The 22,826-nt window shown below is 62.3% G+C and carries 17 protein-coding genes and 7 pseudogenes; all 24 read left to right on the top strand.

Annotation, left to right across the window (positions count from 1 at the left end):
* Positions 1–109: 109 nt before the first annotated feature.
* The 24 genes and pseudogenes from ACQVLG_RS06870 (at position 110) to tatA (ending at position 22,817) form a co-directional block, all read left to right on the top strand.
* On the top strand, positions 110–4,822 hold the full coding sequence (locus tag ACQVLG_RS06870) for a glutamate synthase-related protein (protein WP_474293573.1): 4,713 nt from the start codon (positions 110–112) through the stop codon (positions 4,820–4,822).
* Positions 4,823–4,901: 79 nt separating this feature from the next.
* Positions 4,902–6,364, top strand: a pseudogene (locus ACQVLG_RS06865) (glutamate synthase subunit beta).
* Between the two features lie 331 nt (positions 6,365–6,695).
* Positions 6,696–7,431 (top strand): annotated as a pseudogene (locus tag ACQVLG_RS06860) (ABC transporter ATP-binding protein).
* On the top strand, positions 7,428–8,210 hold the full coding sequence (gene mlaE / locus ACQVLG_RS06855; RefSeq protein WP_152255879.1) for a lipid asymmetry maintenance ABC transporter permease subunit MlaE: 783 nt from the start codon (positions 7,428–7,430) through the stop codon (positions 8,208–8,210). The pseudogene ACQVLG_RS06860 and the gene mlaE overlap by 4 nt, the downstream one beginning before the upstream one ends.
* 79 nt (positions 8,211–8,289) lie before the next feature.
* Positions 8,290–8,760 (top strand): outer membrane lipid asymmetry maintenance protein MlaD, encoded by a 471-nt coding sequence (gene mlaD, locus ACQVLG_RS06850; RefSeq protein ID WP_070219660.1) that lies wholly within the window; start codon positions 8,290–8,292, stop codon positions 8,758–8,760.
* Entirely contained in the window at positions 8,757–9,638 is an 882-nt protein-coding gene (locus ACQVLG_RS06845) for an MlaA family lipoprotein (protein WP_230542026.1), read from the top strand. The genes mlaD and ACQVLG_RS06845 overlap by 4 nt, the downstream gene beginning before the upstream one ends.
* A 72-nt stretch (positions 9,639–9,710) precedes the next feature.
* Positions 9,711–10,346: an MlaC/ttg2D family ABC transporter substrate-binding protein gene (locus tag ACQVLG_RS06840; protein WP_230542025.1), complete on the top strand. Its 636-nt coding sequence runs from the start codon at positions 9,711–9,713 to the stop codon at positions 10,344–10,346.
* Between the two features lie 52 nt (positions 10,347–10,398).
* Positions 10,399–10,746, top strand: coding sequence for an STAS domain-containing protein (locus ACQVLG_RS06835; protein ID WP_230542024.1), 348 nt, complete (start codon positions 10,399–10,401; stop codon positions 10,744–10,746).
* 210 nt (positions 10,747–10,956) lie between these two features.
* A pseudogene (locus tag ACQVLG_RS06830) lies at positions 10,957–11,873 on the top strand (ABC transporter ATP-binding protein).
* Positions 11,870–12,630 (top strand): annotated as a pseudogene (locus ACQVLG_RS06825) (ABC transporter permease). Before ACQVLG_RS06830 ends, ACQVLG_RS06825 begins: the two co-directional pseudogenes overlap by 4 nt.
* Before the next feature lie 58 nt (positions 12,631–12,688).
* Positions 12,689–12,925 carry a BolA family protein gene (locus tag ACQVLG_RS06820; RefSeq protein ID WP_034753824.1) on the top strand — a complete coding sequence of 79 codons (237 nt, stop codon included), beginning with the start codon at positions 12,689–12,691 and terminating at the stop codon, positions 12,923–12,925.
* Between the two features lie 4 nt (positions 12,926–12,929).
* Positions 12,930–14,182 (top strand): annotated as a pseudogene (murA, locus tag ACQVLG_RS06815) (UDP-N-acetylglucosamine 1-carboxyvinyltransferase).
* Between the two features lie 12 nt (positions 14,183–14,194).
* Positions 14,195–14,876: pseudogene (hisG, locus tag ACQVLG_RS06810) on the top strand (ATP phosphoribosyltransferase).
* Between the two features lie 29 nt (positions 14,877–14,905).
* Positions 14,906–16,231, top strand: a complete 1,326-nt coding sequence (hisD, locus tag ACQVLG_RS06805) for a histidinol dehydrogenase (RefSeq protein ID WP_474293569.1) — start codon at positions 14,906–14,908, stop codon at positions 16,229–16,231.
* 5 nt (positions 16,232–16,236) lie between these two features.
* Positions 16,237–17,214 (top strand): DNA-methyltransferase, encoded by a 978-nt coding sequence (locus ACQVLG_RS06800; protein WP_474295564.1) that lies wholly within the window; start codon positions 16,237–16,239, stop codon positions 17,212–17,214.
* Positions 17,215–17,247: 33 nt separating this feature from the next.
* Positions 17,248–18,342, top strand: a complete 1,095-nt coding sequence (hisC, locus tag ACQVLG_RS06795; RefSeq protein WP_230542021.1) for a histidinol-phosphate transaminase — start codon at positions 17,248–17,250, stop codon at positions 18,340–18,342.
* A 19-nt stretch (positions 18,343–18,361) separates the two neighbouring features.
* Positions 18,362–18,952 (top strand): imidazoleglycerol-phosphate dehydratase HisB, encoded by a 591-nt coding sequence (hisB, locus tag ACQVLG_RS06790; RefSeq protein ID WP_010402123.1) that lies wholly within the window; start codon positions 18,362–18,364, stop codon positions 18,950–18,952.
* Positions 18,953–18,990: 38 nt separating this feature from the next.
* Positions 18,991–19,629: an imidazole glycerol phosphate synthase subunit HisH gene (hisH, locus tag ACQVLG_RS06785; RefSeq protein WP_474293567.1), complete on the top strand. Its 639-nt coding sequence runs from the start codon at positions 18,991–18,993 to the stop codon at positions 19,627–19,629.
* 55 nt (positions 19,630–19,684) lie between these two features.
* A pseudogene (gene hisA / locus ACQVLG_RS06780) lies at positions 19,685–20,459 on the top strand (1-(5-phosphoribosyl)-5-[(5-phosphoribosylamino)methylideneamino]imidazole-4-carboxamide isomerase).
* A gap of 60 nt (positions 20,460–20,519) precedes the next feature.
* Positions 20,520–21,281, top strand: coding sequence for an imidazole glycerol phosphate synthase subunit HisF (hisF, locus tag ACQVLG_RS06775; protein WP_070290307.1), 762 nt, complete (start codon positions 20,520–20,522; stop codon positions 21,279–21,281).
* Positions 21,282–21,307: 26 nt separating this feature from the next.
* Positions 21,308–21,745: a phosphoribosyl-AMP cyclohydrolase gene (gene hisI, locus ACQVLG_RS06770; protein WP_166448584.1), complete on the top strand. Its 438-nt coding sequence runs from the start codon at positions 21,308–21,310 to the stop codon at positions 21,743–21,745.
* Positions 21,742–22,113, top strand: a complete 372-nt coding sequence (locus tag ACQVLG_RS06765) for a phosphoribosyl-ATP diphosphatase (protein WP_034753849.1) — start codon at positions 21,742–21,744, stop codon at positions 22,111–22,113. Before hisI ends, ACQVLG_RS06765 begins: the two co-directional genes overlap by 4 nt.
* A 15-nt stretch (positions 22,114–22,128) precedes the next feature.
* Entirely contained in the window at positions 22,129–22,500 is a 372-nt protein-coding gene (locus ACQVLG_RS06760) for a histidine triad nucleotide-binding protein (RefSeq protein WP_230542017.1), read from the top strand.
* Positions 22,501–22,580: 80 nt separating this feature from the next.
* On the top strand, positions 22,581–22,817 hold the full coding sequence (tatA, locus tag ACQVLG_RS06755; RefSeq protein WP_230542016.1) for a Sec-independent protein translocase subunit TatA: 237 nt from the start codon (positions 22,581–22,583) through the stop codon (positions 22,815–22,817).
* Positions 22,818–22,826: the final 9 nt, after the last annotated feature.

Here is a 22,826-nt window from a genome sequence, read left to right as displayed (position 1 = left end):
AGCGACGGAATAGAATTTAATTCGACTCCGACCCTAATTGTTCTAGTTGAGTTTTTTGTTGCGTTGCACTACTCTAGTTTTTCGATAGTCATATGCAGCGGAGAAGCCCATGAAAGCGCAAGGCCTGTACGACCCAGCCAATGAACACGATGCCTGCGGCGTCGGTTTCGTCGCCCATATCAAGGGCAACAAGACCCATTCGATCGTCGAACAGGGTTTGCTGATTCTGAAAAACCTCGATCACCGGGGCGCCGTGGGCGCCGATGCGCTGATGGGCGATGGCGCCGGCATCCTGATCCAGATTCCCGACCAGTACTACCGCGAAGAAATGGCCAAGCAGGGCGTGGAATTGCCGCCGCCTGGCGAATACGGCGTGGGCATGGTCTTCCTGCCGAAGGAACACGCCTCGCGCATCGCTTGCGAACAGGAAATCGAACGCGCCGTGCGCATCGAGGGCCAGGTCGTGCTGGGCTGGCGCAACGTGCCCATCGATACGGACATGCCGATGTCGCCCACCGTGCGCGCCAAGGAACCCGTCATCCGCCAGATTTTTATCGGCCGCGGCCCGGACATCATGGTCACCGACGCGCTCGAGCGCAAACTGTATGTGATCCGCAAATCGTCGGGCCACGCCATCCAGGCCTTGAAACTGCTGCACGGCAAGGAATTCTTCGTGCCGTCGATGTCGGCGCGCACGATTGTCTATAAAGGCTTGCTGCTGGCCGACCAGGTGGGCGTGTATTACAAGGACTTGCAGGACGCGCGCTGCATCTCGGCCCTGGCCCTGGTGCACCAGCGTTTCTCGACGAATACCTTCCCCGAATGGCCGCTGGCCCACCCCTACCGTTTGATCGCGCACAATGGCGAGATCAACACGGTGAAAGGCAACTTCAACTGGATGCGCGCGCGCGAAGGCGTGATGAAGTCGGCCGTGCTGGGCGACGACTTGCAGAAACTGTTCCCGCTGATCTATGAAGGCCAGTCCGACACGGCATGCTTCGACAATGCGCTGGAACTGCTGCTGATGGCCGGCTACCCGATCGCCCAGGCGATGATGATGATGATTCCGGAAGCGTGGGAAAACCACACGACGATGGATGACAACCGCCGCGCCTTCTATGAATACCACGCGGCCATGATGGAACCGTGGGACGGCCCGGCCGCCATGGCATTCACGGATGGCCGCCACATCGGCGGCACGCTGGACCGCAACGGCTTGCGTCCCGCGCGCTACATCGTCACGGACGACGACCTGGTGGTGATGGCGTCGGAATCGGGCGTGCTGCCGATTCCCGAGTCGAAAATCATCCAGAAATGGCGCTTGCAGCCCGGTAAGATGTTCCTGATCGACCTGGAAGCGGGCCGCATCATCGACGACCAGGAACTGAAAAACACCTACGCCAACGCCAAGCCCTATAAAGCGTGGATCAACTCGGTGCGCATCAAGCTCGACGAGATCAAGCTGGCCGAAGGACAGGCGAAACAGGACCGCGCCCAGGGCGAAAAAGCCCAGCCGTCGCTGCTGGACCGCCAGCAGGCGTTCGGCTATACGCAGGAAGACTTGAAATTCCTCATGGCGCCGATGGCCGTGGCCGGCGAAGAGGCGACGGGTTCGATGGGCAATGACTCGCCGCTGGCCGTCATGTCGAACAAGCTCAAGCCGCTGTATAACTACTTCAAGCAATTGTTCGCGCAAGTGACGAACCCGCCGATCGACCCGATCCGCGAAGCGATGGTGATGTCGCTCGTGTCCTTCATCGGCCCGAAACCGAACTTGCTCGATACCAACAACGTCAACCCGCCGATGCGCCTGGAAGTGGCGCAGCCCGTGCTGGGCTTTGACGACATGGCGCGTCTGCGCAACATCAGCGCCCACACGGGCGGCAAGTTCAAGTCGTACGAACTGGACATCTGCTACCCGCTGGCCTGGGGCAAGGAAGGCGTGGAAGCCTGCCTGGCCTCGCTGTGCGCGGAAGCCGTCGACGCCGTGAAATCCGGCCACAACATTTTGATCGTCTCGGACCGCGCCATTTGCGCCGACCAGGTGGCGATCCCCGCGCTGCTGGCCACCTCCACCGTGCACCAGCACCTGGTGAGCAAGGGCTTGCGCGCTTCCACCGGCCTCGTCGTGGAAACGGGCTCGGCCCGCGAAACGCACCACTTCGCCTTGCTGGCTGGCTATGGCGCGGAAGCCGTCCACCCGTACCTGGCCATGGAAACCCTGGCCGAGATGGCGCACGGTTTGCCCGGCGACTTGTCGGCGGACAAAGCCATCTACAATTACACCAAGGCGGTCGGCAAAGGCTTGATGAAAGTCATGTCGAAGATGGGCATTTCCACGTATATGTCGTACTGCGGCGCGCAAATCTTCGAAGCCATCGGCCTGAACAAGTCGCTGGTGGACAAGTACTTCAAGGGCACGGCCTCGAACGTGGAAGGCATCGGCGTGTTTGAAGTGGCGGAAGAAGCGCTGCGCCTGCACGCGCTGGCCTTCGGCAACGATCCCGTGCTGGCTGACAAGCTTGACGCGGGCGGCGAATACGCATTCCGCGTGCGCGGCGAAGACCATATGTGGACGCCGGACGCGATTGCCAAGCTGCAGCACTCCACGCGCAGCAACAATTTCTCCAGCTATAAGGAGTACGCGCAAATCATCAACGACCAGAGCCGTCGCCACCTGACCCTGCGCGGCCTGTTCGAGTTCAAGCTCGACCCGACCAAGGCCATCCCGCTCGACGAAGTGGAGCCGGCCAAGGAAATCGTCAAGCGTTTCGCCACGGGCGCCATGTCGCTCGGTTCGATCAGCACGGAAGCGCACGCAACGCTTGCGGTCGCCATGAACCGCATCGGCGGCAAGTCGAACACGGGCGAGGGCGGCGAAGATCCGAACCGCTACACGCAGGAATTGAAGGGCATCCCGATCCGCCAGGGCGACACCATGGCCTCCATCGTGGGCGCCGAGCAGATCGTCGTCGATATTCCGCTGCAGGAAGGCGATTCCATGCGCTCGCGCATCAAGCAGGTGGCGTCGGGACGTTTCGGCGTCACGGCCGCCTACCTGAACTCGGCCGACCAGATCCAGATCAAGATGGCGCAGGGCGCCAAACCGGGCGAGGGCGGCCAGTTGCCGGGCCATAAGGTGTCCGAATACATCGCCAGCCTGCGCTTTTCCGTGCCGGGCGTGGGCCTGATTTCGCCGCCGCCGCACCACGACATTTATTCCATCGAAGACCTGGCGCAGCTGATCCATGACTTGAAGAACGCCAATCCGCGCGCGTCGATTTCCGTGAAGCTGGTGTCGGAAGTGGGCATCGGCACGGTCGCCGCCGGCGTCACCAAAGCCAAGGCCGACCACGTGGTCGTCGCCGGCCATGACGGCGGCACGGGCGCTTCGCCATTGTCGTCCGTAAAACATGCGGGCACGCCGTGGGAGTTGGGCCTTGCTGAAACGCAACAAACCCTGGTCTTGAACGGCTTGCGCAGCCGCATCCGCGTGCAGGCCGACGACGGCCAGATGAAGACGGGCCGCGACGTGGTCATCGCCGCCTTGCTGGGCGCCGACGAGATCGGTTTCGCCACGGCGCCGCTGGTGGTCGAGGGCTGCATCATGATGCGCAAATGCCACTTGAACACGTGCCCTGTGGGCGTGGCCACGCAAGATCCCGTCCTGCGCGCCAAGTTCTCGGGCAAGCCCGAGTATGTCGTCAATTACTTCTTCTTCGTGGCCGAAGAAGCCCGCCAATTGATGGCGCAGCTGGGCATCCGCACGTATGACGAGCTGATCGGCCGCGTGGACTTGCTCGACAAATCGAAGGCGATTTCGCACTGGAAGGCGCAGGGGCTGGACTTCTCGTCCATCTTCTACAAGCCGGAAACGCCGGATGGCCAGGCTTGCCGCCACGTGGAATTCCAGGACCATGCGCTGGAAAAGGCGCTCGACCACAAGCTGATCGCGCAAGCGCGCGCGGCGCTGGAAAAGGGCGAACGCGTCTCCTTCATCTCGCCCGTGCGCAACCTGAACCGCACGGTGGGCACCATGCTGTCCGGCGAAGTGGCGAAGAAATACGGCCACGCCGGCTTGCCGGACGACACCATCCACATCCAGCTGCAAGGCACGGCGGGCCAGTCGGCCTGCGCCTTCCTGGCGCACGGCATCACGATCGACCTGGTGGGCGAGGGCAACGATTACGTGGGTAAAGGATTGTCGGGCGGGCGCATCATCGTGCGGCCGAATACCGAGTTCCGTGGCTGGGCCGTGGACAACATCATCATCGGCAACACGGTGCTGTACGGCGCCATTGCCGGCGAAGCCTTCTTCAACGGCGTGGCCGGCGAACGCTTTGCCGTGCGCAACTCGGGCGCCACCACGGTGGTCGAGGGCCTGGGCGACCATGGCTGCGAATACATGACGGGCGGCACGGTGGTGGTACTGGGCAACACGGGACGCAACTTCGCGGCCGGCATGTCGGGCGGCATCGCCTATGTGTATGACCCGGCCGGCGACTTTGCCAGCAAGTGCAACACGGCCATGGTCAGCCTGGTCAGCCTGGACAAGGTCGTGTCGGCGGCGGAACAGCATCTGGACCGCGATGCCTGGCATACGCAGCATCGCGATGGCGTGCCGGAAGCGGACGAAGTCATCCTCAAGCGCCTGATCGAGCGTCACTTCAAGCACACGGGCAGCACCCGCGCCCGCGTCCTGCTCGACGACTGGGCCGCGGCGCGCGGCAAGTTCGTGAAAGTCTTCCCGAACGAATACAAGCGCGCACTGATCGAAATGGCAGCCGATGCCGCCATGGAAGTGCAAGCCGTCGCCGCCTGAGCCAGCTAAGCTCATTGCCAAATGAATGACCAGGGAGCGGCCTAGCCGCTCCCCGCCAGCCAAATACAAAGGAAACATCGTGGGTAAAATTACCGGCTTCATGGAATTCAAGCGCCAGGACGAACACTATCTGGAGCCTGCCGCGCGTCTGAAGAACTACAAGGAATTCGTCTTGCACCTGTCGGACGCGCAAGCGACCGTGCAAGGCGCGCGCTGCATGGATTGCGGCATCCCCTTCTGCACCACGGGTTGTCCCGTGAATAACATCATTCCCGACTGGAATGACCTAGTGTACCGCGGCGCCTACCGCGAAGCGCTCGACATCTTGCATTCGACGAATAACTTCCCGGAATTTACGGGCCGCATCTGCCCGGCGCCGTGCGAATCGGCCTGCACCCTGGGCATCCACGAAGATCCGGTCGGCATCAAGTCCATCGAACATAAAATCATCGACATGGGCTGGGAGCACGGCTGGGTCACGCCGCAGCCGGCGGGTTTTAGCACCGGCAAGAAAGTGGCCATCGTCGGTTCCGGCCCTGCCGGCCTGGCGGCGGCGCAGCAGCTGGCGCGCGCCGGCCATGCCGTCACCGTGTTCGAGAAGAGCGACCGGGTCGGTGGTTTGTTGCGTTATGGCATCCCCGACTTCAAGATGGAAAAGTCGCACATCGACCTGCGCGTAAAACAGATGGAAGCCGAAGGCGTGGTCTTCCGTACCAGCGTGCTGGTCGGCAAGGACTTCCCTGCGCACGTGAACAACTGGGCCAAGGAAACCATTTTCCCGGAAGACCTGGAAAAAGAATTTGACGCCGTCATCATGGCCGGCGGCGCCGAGCAGCCGCGCGACTTGCCCGTGCCGGGCCGCGAGCTGAAAGGCGTGCATTTCGCCATGGATTTCCTGCCGCTGCAAAACAAGGTCAACGCGGGCGACAAGCTCAAGGACCAGATCAAGGCCACGGGCAAGCACGTGGTGGTGATCGGCGGCGGCGACACGGGTTCCGACTGCGTCGGCACCTCGAACCGCCATGGCGCCGCCTCCGTGGCCCAGTTCGAACTGATGCCGCAGCCGCCGGAACAGGAAAACAAGCCGCTCGTCTGGCCCTACTGGCCGACCAAGCTGCGCACCTCGTCCTCGCACGAGGAAGGCTGCGAGCGCGACTGGGCCGTGGCCACCAAGCGTTTCGAAGGCAAGGCGGCAAGGTGGAAAAGCTGATCGCCTGCCGCGTGGAATGGAAAGACGGCAAGATGAGCGAAGTGCCGAACTCGGAATTCGAGATGAAGGCCGACCTGGTCTTCCTGGCCATGGGTTTTGTTTCCCCGGTGCAACAAGTGCTGGAAGCGTTCGGCGTCGATACGGATGCGCGCGGCAATGTCAAGGCGACAACAGATGGCGCCGGCTGCTACCAGACCTCGGTGCCGAAAGTCTTTGCGGCCGGCGACATGCGCCGTGGCCAGTCGCTGGTGGTGTGGGCCATCCGCGAAGGGCGCCAGTGCGCGCGCGCCGTCGATGAGTTCCTGATGGGGGCATCCCTGCTGCCGCGCTAATTAACGAGCAATTGTTCGTTTTTTGACAGGGCCACGGCGCGGAGCGCGCCGTGGCCTTTCTTATTTTTACTTGTCAAGTCGACAGCCGTGAGTGCCATCGGATGGGTGCGCGATGCGCAGGTCAAATTTCCACTACAATATCTGACTTTCGATTCATTAGTGTTGTATTCTTCCCCTTTACGGGGCTGTCCCAAGGGGTGTCTCAGCAGAGGTTGGCGTTTCTGCACTACAATACGCCATTAAAATAGTGAGCTTCGTCGTGCCAAATCTTGTTGAGATCCGTGATTTACACTTTGCCTATGGAGAACGTTCGATTTTATCGGGCCTTCAAATGGATTTCCCACGTGGAAAAGTTGTGGCCGTCATGGGTGGCTCCGGCAGTGGCAAGACGACCGTACTGCGCCTGATCGGCGGGCAGCTGCGTCCCAGTTCCGGTTCCGTGAATGTGGACGGCCAGATCGTGCATACGCTGGGCACCGACGAGCTGTATCAGCTGCGCCGCAAGATGGGCATGCTGTTCCAGCACGGCGCGCTGTTTACGGACTTGACGGCGTTCGAGAACGTGGCCTTCCCCCTGCGCGAACACACGGACTTGAATGAAGAGCTGATCCGCACCCTGGTGCTGATGAAGCTGCACGCCGTGGGTGCGCAATGCGGCGCAATTGAAGCCGGCCGAGATTTCGGGCGGCATGGGCCGCCGCGTCGCGCTGGCGCGCGCCATCGCGCTCGACCCCGAACTGATCATGTACGACGAGCCGTTCGCCGGCCTGGACCCGATTTCCATGGGCGTGACGGCCAATTTGATCCGCAATCTGAACGATGCGCTGGGCTCCACGTCTATCCTGGTATCGCACGATGTGAAGGAGTGTTTCGCCATCGCTGATTATGTCTATTTTCTGTCATCGGGCAAGATCGTGGCGCACGGCACGCCGGCCGAGATGGCCGTGTCGACGCATCCTTACGTCAAGCAGTTCGTCAATGCCGAGGCCGATGGCCCCGTACCGTTCCATTATCCTGGCAAGTCGCTGGCCGACGACCTGGGTCTGCACGCGGGGGGCGGCCGATGATCGCGCGTTTCCTGGCGGCGATCGGAGCATGGTTGCGCAATGCGGTACAAGACCTCGGCTTTGCCGTGCGTTCGTTCTTTATCATCATCGCCTCGTCGGGCGGCCTGTGGCGCCGTCCGCGCCTGGTGATCGAGCAACTGTTTTTTATCGGTAACCGCTCGCTGGTGATTACCGCCGTCTCCGGCCTGTTTGTCGGCATGGTGCTGGGTTTGCAAGGTTATTACACCTTGACCACGTATGGCGCCGAGCAGTCGCTGGGCTTGCTGGTGGCGCTGTCGCTGACGCGCGAACTGGGCCCCGTCGTGACGGCGCTGCTGTTCGCGGGCCGCGCCGGCACGTCGCTGACGGCGGAAATCGGCCTGATGAAGGCGGGCGAGCAATTGTCGGCCATGGAAATGATGGCCGTGAACCCGATCCAGCGCGTGCTGGCGCCCCGTTTCTGGGCCGGCGTGATCGCCATGCCTATCCTGGGCGCCATCTTTACGGCCGTCGGCATCATCGGCAGCTACCTGGTCGGCGTGGTGCTGATCGGCGTCGATGAAGGCTCGTTCTGGTCGCAGATGCAAGGCGGCGTGGATGTCTGGAAAGAGGTCGGCAACGGCACCATCAAGAGCCTGGTGTTCGGCATCGCGGTTACCTTCATCGCGCTGTTCCAGGGTTACCAGGCGCAGCCGACGCCGGAAGACGTCTCCGGCGCCACCACGCGCACGGTGGTGATTTCGTCGTTGATGGTGTGGTGGCTCGATTTCATGATGACAGCGTTGATGTTTAGCAAGTAATTGCTCATCAGCGACAAACAGCGGGCCTGGGCAAGATATTGCGCAGGCGGCAACAAGTAAAAATTATTTAGGATTGTTTATGCAACGTAAATCTTTGGATGTCTGGGTCGGCTTGTTCGTCTTGCTCGGTGTAGCGGCATTGATGTTTCTGGCGCTCAAGGCCGGCAATATGAGCTCGCTGTCTTTCAGCAAGACGTATACCATTACGGCCAAGTTCGACAATATTGGCGGCCTCAAGCCGCAGGCGCCCGTCAAGGGCGCTGGCGTGGTGGTGGGGCGCGTGGCGGAGATCCGCTTTGACGACAAGACCTACCAGGCGCTGGTGAAACTCGACATCGAAGATGGCTACAAATTTCCGAAAGACAGCTCGGCCAAGATTCTGACGGCCGGTTTGCTGGGTGAGCAATATATCGGCCTGGAAGCAGGCGGCGATCTGGCGAACCTGGCAGAGGGCGACAAGATCGCCCGTACTCAATCGGCCACAGTGCTGGAAGACCTGATCAATCAGTTCATCTACAGCAAGGCAGCGGAAGGAAAGGACAGCAAATGAGCGAGTCGACCAAACAATCCCAAGGCAGCCTGGCGCGTATCGGCCTGGCCCTGGCCATCGCCGCCAGCGTGAGCGCCTGCGCCACCGGCACCAATCCGCGCGACCCGCTCGAGGGTTACAACCGCGCGATGTTCAAGTTCAACGATACCGTCGACCAGGTGGCCCTGAAACCGGTCGCCACGGCCTACAAGACGGTCACGCCATCGTTCGTGCAAACGGGCGTGGGCAACTTCTTCGGCAACTTGTCCGACGTGTGGAGCGCCGTGAACAACTTGCTGCAAGGCAAGGGCGAAGCGGGCTTGCAGGACGTCGTGCGCGTCAGCATGAACTCGACCTTCGGCATCTTCGGCCTGATCGACATCGCCTCGCAGGCCGGCATTCCCAAGCACAGCGAAGACTTTGGCCAGACCCTGGGCTGGTATGGCGTGCAGCCTGGTCCGTACGTGATGCTGCCGCTGCTGGGCCCATCGACCGTGCGCGACACGGTAGCCCTGCCGCTCGATATCACGGGCGACCCATGGCGCTACAAGGATCCTGTCTCGGTGCGCAATATCGGCACGGTGACGCGCGTGGTCGACAAGCGCGCCGCGCTGCTCGACGCGACCAACTTGATGGAAGCGGCCGCGCTGGACCGTTATGAATTCATCCGCGACGGCTTCCTGCAAGCGCGCGAAAGCAAGGTCTTCGATGGCGATACGGACCGCCGCGACCGCAAAGTGCCAAAAAACGACACCAGCGATTACGAGCCGGAGTACGAGGCCAAACCGCAGCCTGCCAATGACGCGCCTGCGGCCACGGCCGCCGCCGAGGTGGCGCCAGCGGACCTCGTAACATCTGGTAGCAATACCGTTGCCTCCGAGGCCAGGCCTCAGGAGTAAACTCCGGTACAAGAACACCACGGCTGCGATCAACGCCAGCCGGTGCATAGCAACACCATGAAAGGTAGAACCATGAAATTGATGAAACAACTGCTGGCGATGGCGACCATCGCCTTTGCCACCGCGGCCCAGGCCGCACCCGCTGCCGAAGCGCCGGACGCCCTGGTCAAACGTATCAGCCAGGACGTGATCGACACGGCCAAGGCCGACAAGGCCATCCAAGCTGGCGATATCAAGCGCGTCACCGAATTGGTGGAAAGCAAGATCTTGCCGTACGTGGATTTCCAGCGCATGACCTCGCTGGCCGCCGGCCGCCACTGGCGCGACGCTACGCCCGACCAGCAAAAGCAGCTGGCTGCGGAATTCCGCACCTTGCTGATCTACACGTATTCGGGCGCCTTGTCGCAGATCAAGAACGAAACCGTGGAATTCAAGCCGCTGCGCGCCGACCCGGCCGACACGGAAGTGGAAGTGCGCTCGCAAGTGAATGTGGCGCGCGGCGAACCCGTGCCCCTGAACTACCGCGTGGCGAAAACCCCGTCCGGCTGGAAGATCTATGACATCAACGTGCTGGGCGCGTGGCTGGTGGAAACGTACAAAAGCAGCTTCGCCAGCGAGATCAGCAAGGGCGGCATCGATGGCCTGATCAAGACCTTGCAGGCAAAAAACAAGGCCCTGGCCAGCCGTCCCGCCGCCAAAGCCAAATAATCGGCTATCATATAGCTCCTGACCCAGCTCCAGACCAGCGCAGCCCGACGCCATGCCCGACTCTCTCGACACCTTGCAGTCCCTGACTTCCCTGACCGTGCACAATGCCACTTCGGCCTTGGAGCAGGGTCTGGACGCCATCCGCTCGGGTCAGACGAAGTTCGACTTGCGCAACGTCAAGGCCGTCGATTCGGCCGCCGTTTCCGTCATGCTGACGTGGCAGCGCGCCGCGCAGGAAGCGGGCGGCGTGCTGGAGCTGAAAAACCTGCCGAACAACCTGAAAAACCTCACCAAGCTGTATGGCGTCTGCTCGCTCGTGTCGAGCACCCTGACGGCCGACGACTGCGCCAGCGCCGGCGGCCACGCCGAGCGCAGCCCGTCCGACCTGCATCATCATTGATCCTGTCCCACTCCCCGCATCAGCAGTAGCTTTCAAGCCGGCAGGCCAGCAGCGCCGCCGGATTGATCTCCAAGTGTTCCACGAAGTTTCCAACTATAATTGACTGTTGCGCCACCCTCCACGGAAGGGGCGCCCTGCGCCGGCCTGCCAGCCTGGCTTTCCCCGGCAGCCGGCGCATCACACCAGACGCATTACACTTGAAACAAGCACATGACCGCAATTCAAATCACGAATGTAGAAAAGAGCTATAAATCGCTCAAGGCGCTGGGCGGCGTGTCGCTGGCCATCGAGGAAGGCGAGTTTTTCGGCTTGCTCGGCCCGAATGGCGCCGGCAAGACCACCCTCATTTCCATCATCGCCGGCCTGATACGCCCCGACGCGGGCACCGTCAAGATCCATGGCCACGACGTGGTCACGGACTTCCGCAACGCGCGCCGCAACCTGGGCGTGGTGCCGCAGGAGCTGGTGTTCGACCCGTTCTTCACCGTGCGCGAAACCCTGCGCCTGCAGTCCGGCTATTTCGGCCTGCCGAACAACGACAAGTGGATCGACGAGGTCATGGAAAACCTCGACCTGACCGGCAAGGCCGACACCAATATGCGCGCCCTGTCCGGCGGCATGAAGCGCCGCGTGCTGGTGGCCCAGGCGCTGGTGCACAAGCCGCCCGTCATCGTGCTCGATGAGCCGACGGCCGGCGTCGACGTGGAACTGCGCCAGACCCTGTGGAAGTTCATCTCGCGCCTGAACCGCGAAGGGGCCACACGGTGGTGCTGACCACCCACTACCTGGAAGAGGCGCAAGCCATGTGCCAGCGCGTGGCCATGCTGAAAACCGGCAAGGTGGTGGCGCTCGACACCATGTCGGCCCTGATCCGCCGCATCGCCGGCTCGCAGCTGCAGCTGCACCTGAAACACGGCGCCTTGCCGGCCGACCTGCGGCACCTGGTGCTGCACCCGGAAGAACAGCAGGCGCCGAACAAGTTCAGCCTGCGCGTCAACGAATACAGCGAAGTCGAGAAAATCCTCGCCCGCCTGCGCGAGGCGGGCGTCGAAATCGATGAAATGCAATTGCAACAAGCCGACCTGGAAGATATCTTCTTGCAGATCATGGATAAAGGTACCGTATGATTTCGACAGGATTTCGCACCCTCGTCTACAAAGAGACGCTGCGCTTCTGGAAAGTGGCGACGCAAACCGTGGCCGCGCCCGTGCTCACGTCGATGCTGTACCTGCTGGTGTTCGGCCATGTGCTCGACGGCGCGTCGAGCCCAGCCCCGGCGTCAGCTACACGGCCTTCCTGATTCCCGGCCTGGTGATGATGAGCGTGCTGCAAAACGCGTTTGCCAACTCCTCGTCCTCGCTGATCCAGTCGAAGATCACGGGCAACCTGGTGTTCGTGCTGCTGACGCCCCTGTCGCACTGGGAAATCTTTTCGGCGTATGTACTCGCTTCCGTCGCGCGCGGCCTGGCCGTGGGCTTTGGCGTGTTTGCCATCACCTGCTGGTTCGCCGACCTGTCGTTTGTCGCGCCCCTGTGGATCGTCATCTTCGCGTTTCTCGGCGCCGCCATGCTGGGCACCATGGGCCTGATCGCCGGCATCTGGGCCGAAAAATTCGACCAGCTGGCCGCCTTCCAGAATTTCCTGATCATGCCTGCCACCTTCTTGTCGGGCGTGTTCTATTCGATCCACTCGCTGCCCGCCTTCTGGCAGACGGTATCGCACCTGAACCCTTTCTTTTACATGATCGACGGCTTCCGCTACGGCTTCTTCGGCACGTCCGACGTCAGCCCATGGCTCAGTCTTTCCATCGTCGCCGGCTTCCTCGTGATCCTGGCGCTGGCATCGATCCGCCTGCTGAAAAGCGGCTACAGACTGCGACACTAATTGCGCCATTGATTGCGGCACATCACATCACTACATTATTCAATATCAAGGACTTATCGTGACCACCACTCCAGAACTGATCCACGGCTACCTGTCGGCCGGCCTCGAATGCACGCACCTCGAAGTGGAGGGCGATGGCCAGCACTTCCAGGCCGTGATCGTTTCGCCCGCGTTTGCCGGCAAGCGCCTGATCCAGCGTCACCAGATCGTCTACGCGGCGCTGGGCGACCGCATGCGCGAAGAAATCCACGCGCTGTCGATGAAAACCCTGACACCTGAAGAATTCCAAGGATAAGCACATGGACAAGCTCCTCATCAACGGCGGCAACCGCCTGAACGGCGACATCGCCATCTCCGGCGCGAAAAAAACGCCGCCCTGCCCATCCTGTGCGCGGGCCTGCTGACCGCGGGCGACCTGGACCTGACCAACGTGCCGCATTTGCACGACGTCGCCACCATGCTCAAATTGCTGGGCCAGACGGGCCTGAAAGTGCAGCAGGACGGCGACCGCGTGGTCTTGAATGGCAGCGCCATCGACACCCTGGAAGCGCCGTATGAACTGGTGAAAACCATGCGCGCCTCGATCCTCGTGCTGGGCCCCATGCTGGCGCGCTTCGGCGAAGCCAAGGTGTCCTTGCCGGGCGGCTGCGCCATCGGTTCGCGCCCCGTCGACCAGCACATCAAGGGCCTGGAAGCGCTGGGCGCCGAGATCCGCATCGAAGCGGGCTACATCTACGCCAAGTGCGCCAAGCTGAAAGGCGCGCGCATCGTCACCGACATGATCACCGTCACCGGCACCGAAAACCTGCTGATGGCCGCGACCCTGGCCGAAGGCGAGACCATCCTGGAAAACGCCGCCTGCGAACCGGAAGTTACCGACCTGGCGCACCTGCTGGTGGCCATGGGCGCGAAGATCGACGGCATCGGCACCAGCCGCCTGGTGATCCAGGGCGTCGACGCCCTGCACGGCGCCTCGCACGCGGTGATCGCCGACCGTATCGAAACGGGTACCTTCCTGTGCGCCGTGGCGGCCACCGGCGGCGACATCACCCTGCGCAACGTGCGCACCGACATTCTCGACGCGGCGCTCGACAAGCTGCGCGCCATGGGCCTGACGATGACCTTCGGCGCCGACTGGATCCGCGCCGAAATGTCGGCCCGTCCGAACCCGGTCAGCTTCCGCACCACGGAATACCCGGGCTTCCCGACCGACATGCAGGCGCAGTTCATGGCCGTGAATACGATCGCGAATGGCGCCAGCCGCGTCACCGAGACGATTTTCGAGAACCGCTTCATGCACGTGCAGGAAATGAACCGCCTGGGCGCCGACATCACCATCGAGGGCAACACGGCCATCATCGCCGGCGTCAAGCAACTGCGCGGCGCGCCCGTGATGGCGACCGACCTGCGCGCTTCGGCGTCGCTGGTGATCGCGGCCCTGGCGGCCGACGGCGAAACGCTGATCGACCGCATCTATCACCTCGACCGCGGCTACGACCGCATGGAAGTCAAATTGTCGGCCGTCGGCGCGAACATCGTACGTATTAAATAACAAGGAACGAGCATGAACGGATCGAACAACGGCGACAGCTCCCAGCTGATCCTGGCGCTGTCAAAAGGCCGCATTTTTGAGGACACCATGCCGCTGCTGGAAGCGGCCGGCATCAAGGTGCTGGAAAACCCGGAGACCTCGCGCAAGCTGATTTTGGCCACCAACGATCCGAACGTGCGCGTCATCATCGTGCGCGCCAGCGACGTGCCGACCTACGTGCAGTACGGCGCGGCCGATTTCGGCGTGGCGGGCAAGGACGTGCTGCTGGAACACGGCGGCGAAGGCCTGTACCAGCCGATCGACCTGAATATCGCCCTCCTGCCGCATGTCGGTGGCGGTGCAGGCCGGCTTCGACTACGAAAAAGCCGTGCACCAGGGCGCGCGCTTGCGCGTGGCCACCAAGTTCGTGCACACGGCGCGCGAGCATTTCGCCGCCAAGGGCGTGCACGTCGACCTGATCAAGCTGTATGGCTCGATGGAGCTGGCGCCTTTGGTCGGCCTGTCCGACGCCATCGTCGACCTGGTCAGCACGGGCAGCACCTTGCGCGCGAACAACCTCGTCGAGGTCGAGCACATCATGGAAATTTCATCGCGCCTGGTGGTCAACCAGGCGGCATTAAAGCTCAAGCGCGAGCGCTTGCAGCCGATTATCGAGGCATTTGAGCGCGCTTCGCAAACTGCCTCGCAAGCCTAGACAACACATTCAGTAGCAGAAAGCCGATTATGCCGATACAGATACGCAAGCTCGATTCCAGCCAGGATGGTTTCCAACAATCGCTCGATACGCTGCTGGCGTTCGAGGCGGGCACCGATGCAGCGATTGAAACGTCGGTCGCAAAAATCCTGGCCGACGTGAAAACGCGCGGCGATGCCGCCGTACTGGAATACACCAACCGTTTCGACCGCATCCCGCATGGCGGCGCGGCGGAAATGGCGGCGTTTGATATTTCGCAAGCCGAACTGCAGGCGGCCCTGAACGGCTTGCCGTCGGCGCAGCGCGAGGCGCTGCAGATCGCCGCCCAGCGCATCCGCGCCTTCCACGAACGCCAGCGCGAGGAATTGCGCGGTTTTAGCTACACCGAGCCCGATGGCACGGTGCTGGGGCAAAAGATCACGCCGCTGGACCGCGTCGGCATCTACGTCCCGGGCGGCAAGGCGGCGTATCCGTCGTCCGTGCTGATGAACGCGATTCCCGCGCACGTGGCGGGCGTGGGCGAAATCATTATGGTGGTGCCGACGCCCGATGGCGTGAAAAACCAGATGGTGCTGGCCGCTGCCGCGATCGCGGGCGTGACGCGCGTGATCACCATCGGCGGCGCGCAAGCCGTCGGCGCGCTGGCCTACGGCACGCAGACGATCGCCGCCGTGGATAAAATCGTCGGCCCCGGCAACGCCTATGTGGCCGCCGCCAAGCGCCGCGTGTTCGGCATCGTCGGCATCGACATGATCGCGGGGCCTTCCGAAATCCTCGTGCTGTGCGATGGCACGACGGACCCCGACTGGGTCGCGATGGACCTGTTTTCGCAGGCCGAGCACGACGAACTGGCGCAGGCCATTTTGCTGTGCCCCGACGCCGATTACATCGCGAAAGTCGAGGAGAGCATCGCCAGGCTGCTGCCGACGATGCCGCGCCAGGCCACCATCAGCACCTCGCTGGCCGACCGCGGCGCGCTGATCAAGGTGCGCAGCATGGCAGAGGCGTGCGAAATCGCCAACAGCATCGCCGCGGAGCACCTGGAAATCTCGGCGGACAACCCGCAGCAGTGGGCCGAGCAGATCCGCCACGCGGGCGCCATGTTCCTGGGCCGTTTTTCGTCCGAATCGCTGGGCGACTATTGCTGCGGTCCCAATCACGTGCTGCCGACCTCGCGCACGGCGCGTTTTTCGTCGCCGCTGGGCGTGTACGACTTCCAGAAGCGCTCGTCCATCATCCACGTCAGCGAAGCGGGCGCGCAAACCCTGGGCCGTGTCGCCGCCACCCTGGCGTATGGCGAAGGCTTGCAGGCGCACGCGCGCAGCGCCGAGCTGCGTCTGAAGCCGCAGCCATGACGACGATGGCGGACCAGCCGGACTGGGTCAACCGGGTCTATTGCGAAGATGCGCTGGCAGGCCTGGCGCGCATTCCCGATGGCTCCGTGGACCTGATCCTGACGGACCCGCCGTACAACCTGGGCAAGGATTACGGTAATGCCTCGGACCAGCAGTCGGTGGCCGACTACCTGCGCTGGACCGAGCAGTGGATCGATGCGGCGCTGCCCAAGCTGAAAGCCAACGGCAGCCTGTATATCTTCCTCACCTGGCGCTATTCGCCGGAGATCTTCGTCATGCTGAAACAGCGCATGGCGATGATGAATGAAATCATCTGGGATCGCCGCGTGCCGTCCATGGGCGGCAGCGTGCGCAGCTTTTCATCGGTGCACGACACTATCGGCTTCTTCGTCAAGCGCAAGGATTACTACTTCGACCTTGACGCGGTGCGCATCGCCTACGACGCGGCCACCAAGAAAGCCCGTTCGCGCTCGATCTTCATCGGCGCGAAATGGCTGGAAGTGGGCTACAACCCGAAAGACTTGTGGAGCGTGTCGCGCCTGCACAAGGAACACCCGGAACGGGCCGACCACCCGACGCAAAAGCCGCTGGAAATCATCGAGCGCATGCTCAAGGCCTCGTGCCCGCCCGGCGGCGTGGTGCTCGACCTGTTCATGGGCAGCGGCACCACGGCCCTGGCGGCCAAGCGCTGCGGGCGCGATTTCGTCGGCTTCGAACTGAACCCCGACTACTGCGCCATCATCGAACAGCGATTGGCGGCATTGACCCAGGAGCTGGCCGCGCCGGCCGCGCCGCAGCCTGAGAAAAAGGCGCCGGCCAAGCGCCGTGCCGCAGCGACAGGCGCCGCGGCGAAACCCGCCAAGGCGGTGAAAAAGCCGGCGGCGGTCAAAAAACCGGCTGCCGTGAAAAAACCGCCCGCCGTGAAAAAAACACCGGCCCGCAAGGCGCGCAGCGCCAGCGTGCCGGAAGACGTCGTCGTTTAGTCTCCCTTTAATTCCATCAGGAGTGTTTGCAGCATGTCTTTCCTCGATCAGTTAATCAGCAACACCGTGCGCGCCGATGTGCGCGCCGTCAAAAGCTACCAGGTCGCCGATGCCAGCGGTTACATCAAGCTCGATGCGATGGAAAACCCGTATCCGCTGCCGCAGCAGCTGCGCGAGGAACTGGGCGCGCGCCTGGCCGGCGTGGCGCTGAACCGCTATCCGCCGTCGTACGCCAGCCTGCAGCAAGCCATTTGCGCCAATCTGGGCGTGCCCGCCGGCTTTGACGTCATGCTGGGCAACGGCTCCGATGAGCTCATTTCCATCCTGGCCATGGCGTGCGCCCGCCAGGAGCCGGGCCAGCGCGCCGTGCTGCTGGCGCCCGTGCCGGCCTTCGTCATGTATGCCCGTTCGGCGCAGTTTGCCGGCATGGATTTCGTCGGCGTGCCGTTGAATCCGGACTTCAGCCTGGACATGCCGGCCATGCTGGCGGCCATCGAAGCGCACCGCCCGGCGCTGGTCTTCCTCGCGTACCCGAACAACCCGACGGGCAACCTGTTTGCCACTGCCGACATCGAACGCATCCTCGCCGCCCTCGGCGACACGGGCATCGCCGTCGTCGACGAAGCGTATGAGCCGTTCGCGCAGCACAGCTTCATGGGCCGCCTGCCCGAATTCGAGAACCTGGTGGTGATGCGCACCGTGTCGAAGCTGGGCCTTGCGGGCATCCGCCTCGGCTACATGTCGGCCGCGCCGGCCCTGCTGGCGCAATTCGAGAAAGTGCGCCCGCCGTATAACGTGAATGTGCTGACGCAGGCGGCGGCCGAATTCGCGCTCGAGCACCTCGACGTGCTCAACGCGCAGGCGGACTTGCTCAACAGCGCGCGCGATGCGCTGGCTCGACGCCTGGCAGAGCTGCCCGGCGTGACCGTGTTCCCTTCGAAGGCAAATTTTCTTCTGATTCGTGTGGCAGATTCCGACGATGTTTGCGCAAAACTGCTTGCCCGCAGGGTTTTAATTAAAAATATGAGTAAAATGCATGCTGCGCTGGCCAATTGCCTGCGCATCAGCGTCAGCACCCCGGAAGAAAATTCCCTTTTTTACGATGCCTTCAAGGCATCCCTCGTTTAGCTAATCGCCAGAGCCTCCCATGAACCGCACCGCAGAAATCACGCGCAACACCAATGAGACGCAAGTTCGCGTCGCCCTCAACCTGGACGGCACGGGCCAGCAAAAGCTGAATACCGGCGTGCCCTTCCTCGACCATATGCTGGACCAGATCGCCCGCCACGGCTTGATCGACCTCGATATCGAAGCGACGGGCGACGTGCATATCGACAACCACCATACGGTGGAAGACGTGGGCATCACCCTGGGCATGGCCGTGGCCAAGGCCATCGGCGACAAGAAGGGCATCCGCCGCTACGGCCATGCGTACGTGCCGCTGGACGAGGCGCTGTCGCGCGTGGTGCTCGATTTCTCGGGCCGCCCTGGCATCGAATACCACATCCCGTTTACGCGCGCCATGATCGCCGGCTTCGACGTCGACCTGACCCTGGAATTTTTCCGCGGCTTCGTCAATCATGCGGGCGTGACATTGCATATCGACAACTTGCGCGGCACGAATGCCCACCACCAGTGCGAAACCGTGTTCAAGGCCTTTGGCCGCGCGCTGCGCATGGCTGCCGAGCTCGACGAGCGCGCGGCCGGCATCATTCCATCGACCAAGGGCAGCCTGTGAGCGCCGCTCTCGCTATATTGTAGATTCCGGGATCAAACATGAATAAAATTGTGGTGGTGGATTACGGCATGGGCAATTTGCGCTCGGTGGCGCAGGCGCTGCGTGCCGTGGCGCCGGAAGCCGACGTGCGCATTTCCGGTGTCGCTGCCGACATCGACAGCGCCGACCGCATCGTCTTGCCGGGCCAGGGCGCCATGCCCGACTGCATGCGCAGCCTGCGCGAATCGGGCGTATTGGAGGCGCTGCTGCGCGCCGCCGACAGCAAGCCCGTGCTGGGCGTGTGCATCGGCGAGCAAATGCTGTTCGACGGCAGCGAAGAGGGCGACGCGGCCGGTTTGGGCTTGCTGCCAGGCAAAGTCGTGCGCTTCCAGCTCGACGGCCAGGTGCAGGAAGACGGCTCGCGCTTCAAGGTGCCGCAAATGGGCTGGAACCAAGTGCGGCAAACGGCGTCCCATGTCATGTGGGATGGCATTGCCAACAACGCCTATTTTTACTTTGTGCACAGCTATTTTGCTCAACCTCAAGAAGCGGCGCACACGGTGGGCGAGACTATCTATGGCGCGCCGTTCGCTTGCGCCGTCGCCCGTGATAATATTTTTGCGACACAGTTTCACCCTGAAAAAAGTGCTGCCGCTGGCTTGCAGCTGTACAAGAACTTCGTTCACTGGCAACCTTAACGTTGGCTCTCCGGCTTTTTTTCCGCCTCTCACTCACTTTTAAATCACACTGACCATGCTGCTTATTCCCGCCATCGACCTGAAAGACGGTCACTGCGTACGCCTGAAACAAGGCGATATGGAACTTGCCACCGTATTTTCCGAAGACCCGGCCGAGATGGCCCGCCATTGGCTGATGCAAGGCGCGCGCCGGCTGCACCTGGTCGACCTGAACGGCGCCTTTGCCGGCAAGCCGAAGAACGAGGGCGCCGTGAAAGCCATCTTGAAAGCCGTGCAGGATTTCGCCGTGGAAAACGACATCGAGGAAATCCCCGTGCAGCTGGGCGGCGGCATCCGCGACCTCGACACCATCGAGCGCTACCTCGAGCGCCGGCATCACCTACATCATCATCGGCACGGCGGCCGTGAAAAGCCCCGGCTTCCTGCACGACGCCTGCGGCGCCTTCCCGGGCCACATCATCGTCGGCCTCGATGCCAAGGATGGCAAAGTAGCAACGGATGGCTGGAGCAAGATGTCGGGCCACGAAGTGATCGACCTGGCGAAAAAATTCGAAGCCTACGGCGTCGAATCGATCATCTACACGGACATCGGCCGCGACGGCATGATGGGCGGCATCAATATCGACGCCACCGTCAAGCTGGCGCAAGCCGTCAAGATCCCCGTCATCGCCTCGGGCGGCCTGCACAATATCGGCGACGTGGAAGCGCTGTGCGCGGTCCAGGCCGAAGGCATCGAAGGCGTGATCTGCGGCCGTTCCATCTATGAAGGCACGATCGACCTGGCGCAGGCGCAGGAACGCGCCGACGAACTGACCGACGCCGCCGTTTAAGCCAGCCCGGCCGGGGCGCGCCTGTGCGTGTCCTGGCCTGGCGACAATCTGGAACCCATCATGCTTGCAAAACGTATCATCCCCTGCCTCGACGTGACGAATGGCCGCGTCGTCAAAGGCGTCAATTTCACGGAATTGCGCGACGCGGGCGACCCCGTGGAAATTGCCCGCCGTTATGACGAGCAGGGCGCCGACGAAATCACTTTCCTCGATATTACCGCCTCGAGCGACAACCGCGGTTTGATCTTCGACATCATCGAAGCCGTGGCATCGCAAGTATTCATTCCGCTGACCGTGGGCGGCGGCGTGCGCGTGGTGGAAGATGTGCGCCGCCTGCTCAACGCGGGCGCCGACAAGGTCAGCATCAACACGTCGGCCGTGACGAACCCGCAGCTGGTGTTTGAGGCATCGCAAAAGCACGGCTCGCAATGCATCGTCGTCGCCATCGACGCCAAGCAGGTGTCGCCCGGCAAGTGGGAAGTGTTTACCCATGGCGGGCGCACGGCCACGGGCCTGGACGCATTCGAGTGGGCGCGTAAAATGGAAAGCCTGGGCGCCGGAGAAATCTTGCTCACCAGCATGGATCGCGACGGCACCAAGGTGGGCTTCGACCTGGGCCTGACGCGCGGCGTGTCCGATGCCGTCAGCATCCCCGTCATCGCCTCGGGCGGCGTGGGCGGCTTGCAAGACCTGGTCGATGGCATCAAGGTGGGGCGCGCGGATGCCGTGCTGGCCGCCAGCATCTTCCACTATGGCCAGCACACGGTGCAGGAAGCCAAGCAGTTCATGGCGCAGCAGGGCATTCCCATGCGCCTGGCGTAAAGTACATACAAGCAGGATAGAAGAACATGCAAAACGGAACCATCGTAGCAAGCAATGCCAAGTGGCTGAAAAAGGTCAAATGGGACGAGCACGGCCTGGTGCCCGTGATCGCGCAGGAAGCGGGCAGCAATGACGTGCTGATGTTCGCCTGGATGAACCGCGACGCGCTGGCGCGCACGGTGGAGCTGGGCGAAGCCGTGTACTGGAGCCGTTCGCGCAAGAAACTGTGGCACAAGGGCGAAGAATCGGGCCACACGCAAAAGGTGCTGGAAATCCGCCTCGATTGCGACGAAGACGTGGTCTTGCTGAAAATCGAGCAAGCCGGCGGCATCGCCTGCCATACGGGCCGCCATTCGTGCTTCTTCCAGAAGTTCGAAGGCGACGAAAAAACGGGCGAATGGCAAGTCACCGACCCCGTCCTGAAAGACCCTGAGGCGATTTACGCGGAAAGCAAGAGCAAATGAGCGAAACGTTAAAACGCCTGGCCGCCGTGATTGAATCGCGCAAGCTGGCCAATGGCGGCGACCCCGCCACCTCGTATGTCGCGCGCCTGTTTGCCAAGGGCGATGATGCGATTCTGAAAAAAATCGGCGAGGAAGCGACGGAAACCGTGATGGCCGCCAAGGATGCGCGGCGCGACAACGACCCGTCGAAAGTGCTGTACGAGTGCGCCGACCTGTGGTTTCACAGCCTGGTGATGCTGGCGCAGTTCGACCTGACGCCGCAGCAGGTGCTCGACGAGCTGGCGCGCCGCGAAGGCTTGTCCGGCCTGGAAGAAAAGGCGGCGCGCAAGGATGAATTGCGCGACGCCGGCGAAACAGACAAACACTGACCTACTGGAGCGTGCGTGGATAACTGTATTTTTTGCAAGATTGCTGCGAAACAAATTCCTTCTTCCATCGTGTATGAAGACGACGACTTGCTGGCCTTCAAGGACATCAACCCGGCCGCCCCCGTGCACCTGCTGCTGATCCCGAAGCGCCACGTGGCCAGCCTGTCCGACTGCGACGATAGCCATACGGAAATACTGGGCAAGCTGCTGCGCCTGGCGCCGAAACTCGCTGCCGAGTTCGGCTGCGCCGTCAGCTATGACGCCGATGGGGTGCCGTCCGGCGGCTTCAAGACCATGATCAACAGCGGCCCGAACGGCGGGCAAGAGGTGTATCACCTGCACATGCATGTGTACGGCGGTCCCCGTCCCTGGCGCGGCCAGCACTGATTTCGCCGTGCGCCGGGTTCGCGTGTATACTACCGGCATTGGTTGACGCTATTCGGGCACCGTCCCGCAAGGAGAATGTGATGGGTTCATTGAGTATTTGGCACTGGGTGATCGTTCTGGTTATCGTGATGCTGGTCTTCGGCACCAAGAAACTGGGCAATATCGGCGGTGATATCGGCAAGGCCGTCAAAGGCTTCAAGGATGGCGTCAAGGGCGATGATGACGCCCCGGCAGCCAGCACCCCTCCTGCTGCGCCATCGCAAGTGGCCGACAAAAGCACCATCGACGTCGAAACGAAAGAGAAAAGCAAGTCCTGATAGCGTGGC

This window comes from Janthinobacterium sp. TPC_1, from assembly GCF_056037845.1.
The sequence above is the reverse complement of the archived record's forward strand: the minus strand, read 5'-3'. Positions and strand labels throughout refer to the sequence as shown.

Excerpts from the sequence above, each read along its gene's own strand:
- ACQVLG_RS06845 (WP_230542026.1), top strand. The coding sequence starts at position 8,757 with ATGAGCGAGTCGACCAAACAATCCCAAGGCAGCCTGGCGCGTATCGGC.
- hisD (WP_474293569.1), top strand. The coding sequence starts at position 14,906 with ATGCCGATACAGATACGCAAGCTCGATTCCAGCCAGGATGGTTTCCAA.
- hisF (WP_070290307.1), top strand. The coding sequence starts at position 20,520 with ATGCTTGCAAAACGTATCATCCCCTGCCTCGACGTGACGAATGGCCGC.
- mlaE (WP_152255879.1), top strand. The coding sequence starts at position 7,428 with ATGATCGCGCGTTTCCTGGCGGCGATCGGAGCATGGTTGCGCAATGCG.
- hisI (WP_166448584.1), top strand. The coding sequence starts at position 21,308 with ATGCAAAACGGAACCATCGTAGCAAGCAATGCCAAGTGGCTGAAAAAG.
- hisB (WP_010402123.1), top strand. The coding sequence starts at position 18,362 with ATGAACCGCACCGCAGAAATCACGCGCAACACCAATGAGACGCAAGTT.
- mlaD (WP_070219660.1), top strand. The coding sequence starts at position 8,290 with ATGCAACGTAAATCTTTGGATGTCTGGGTCGGCTTGTTCGTCTTGCTC.
- tatA (WP_230542016.1), top strand. The coding sequence starts at position 22,581 with ATGGGTTCATTGAGTATTTGGCACTGGGTGATCGTTCTGGTTATCGTG.
- ACQVLG_RS06800 (WP_474295564.1), top strand. The coding sequence starts at position 16,237 with ATGGCGGACCAGCCGGACTGGGTCAACCGGGTCTATTGCGAAGATGCG.
- ACQVLG_RS06840 (WP_230542025.1), top strand. The coding sequence starts at position 9,711 with ATGAAATTGATGAAACAACTGCTGGCGATGGCGACCATCGCCTTTGCC.
- ACQVLG_RS06835 (WP_230542024.1), top strand. The coding sequence starts at position 10,399 with ATGCCCGACTCTCTCGACACCTTGCAGTCCCTGACTTCCCTGACCGTG.
- hisC (WP_230542021.1), top strand. The coding sequence starts at position 17,248 with ATGTCTTTCCTCGATCAGTTAATCAGCAACACCGTGCGCGCCGATGTG.
- hisH (WP_474293567.1), top strand. The coding sequence starts at position 18,991 with ATGAATAAAATTGTGGTGGTGGATTACGGCATGGGCAATTTGCGCTCG.
- ACQVLG_RS06765 (WP_034753849.1), top strand. The coding sequence starts at position 21,742 with ATGAGCGAAACGTTAAAACGCCTGGCCGCCGTGATTGAATCGCGCAAG.
- ACQVLG_RS06870 (WP_474293573.1), top strand. The coding sequence starts at position 110 with ATGAAAGCGCAAGGCCTGTACGACCCAGCCAATGAACACGATGCCTGC.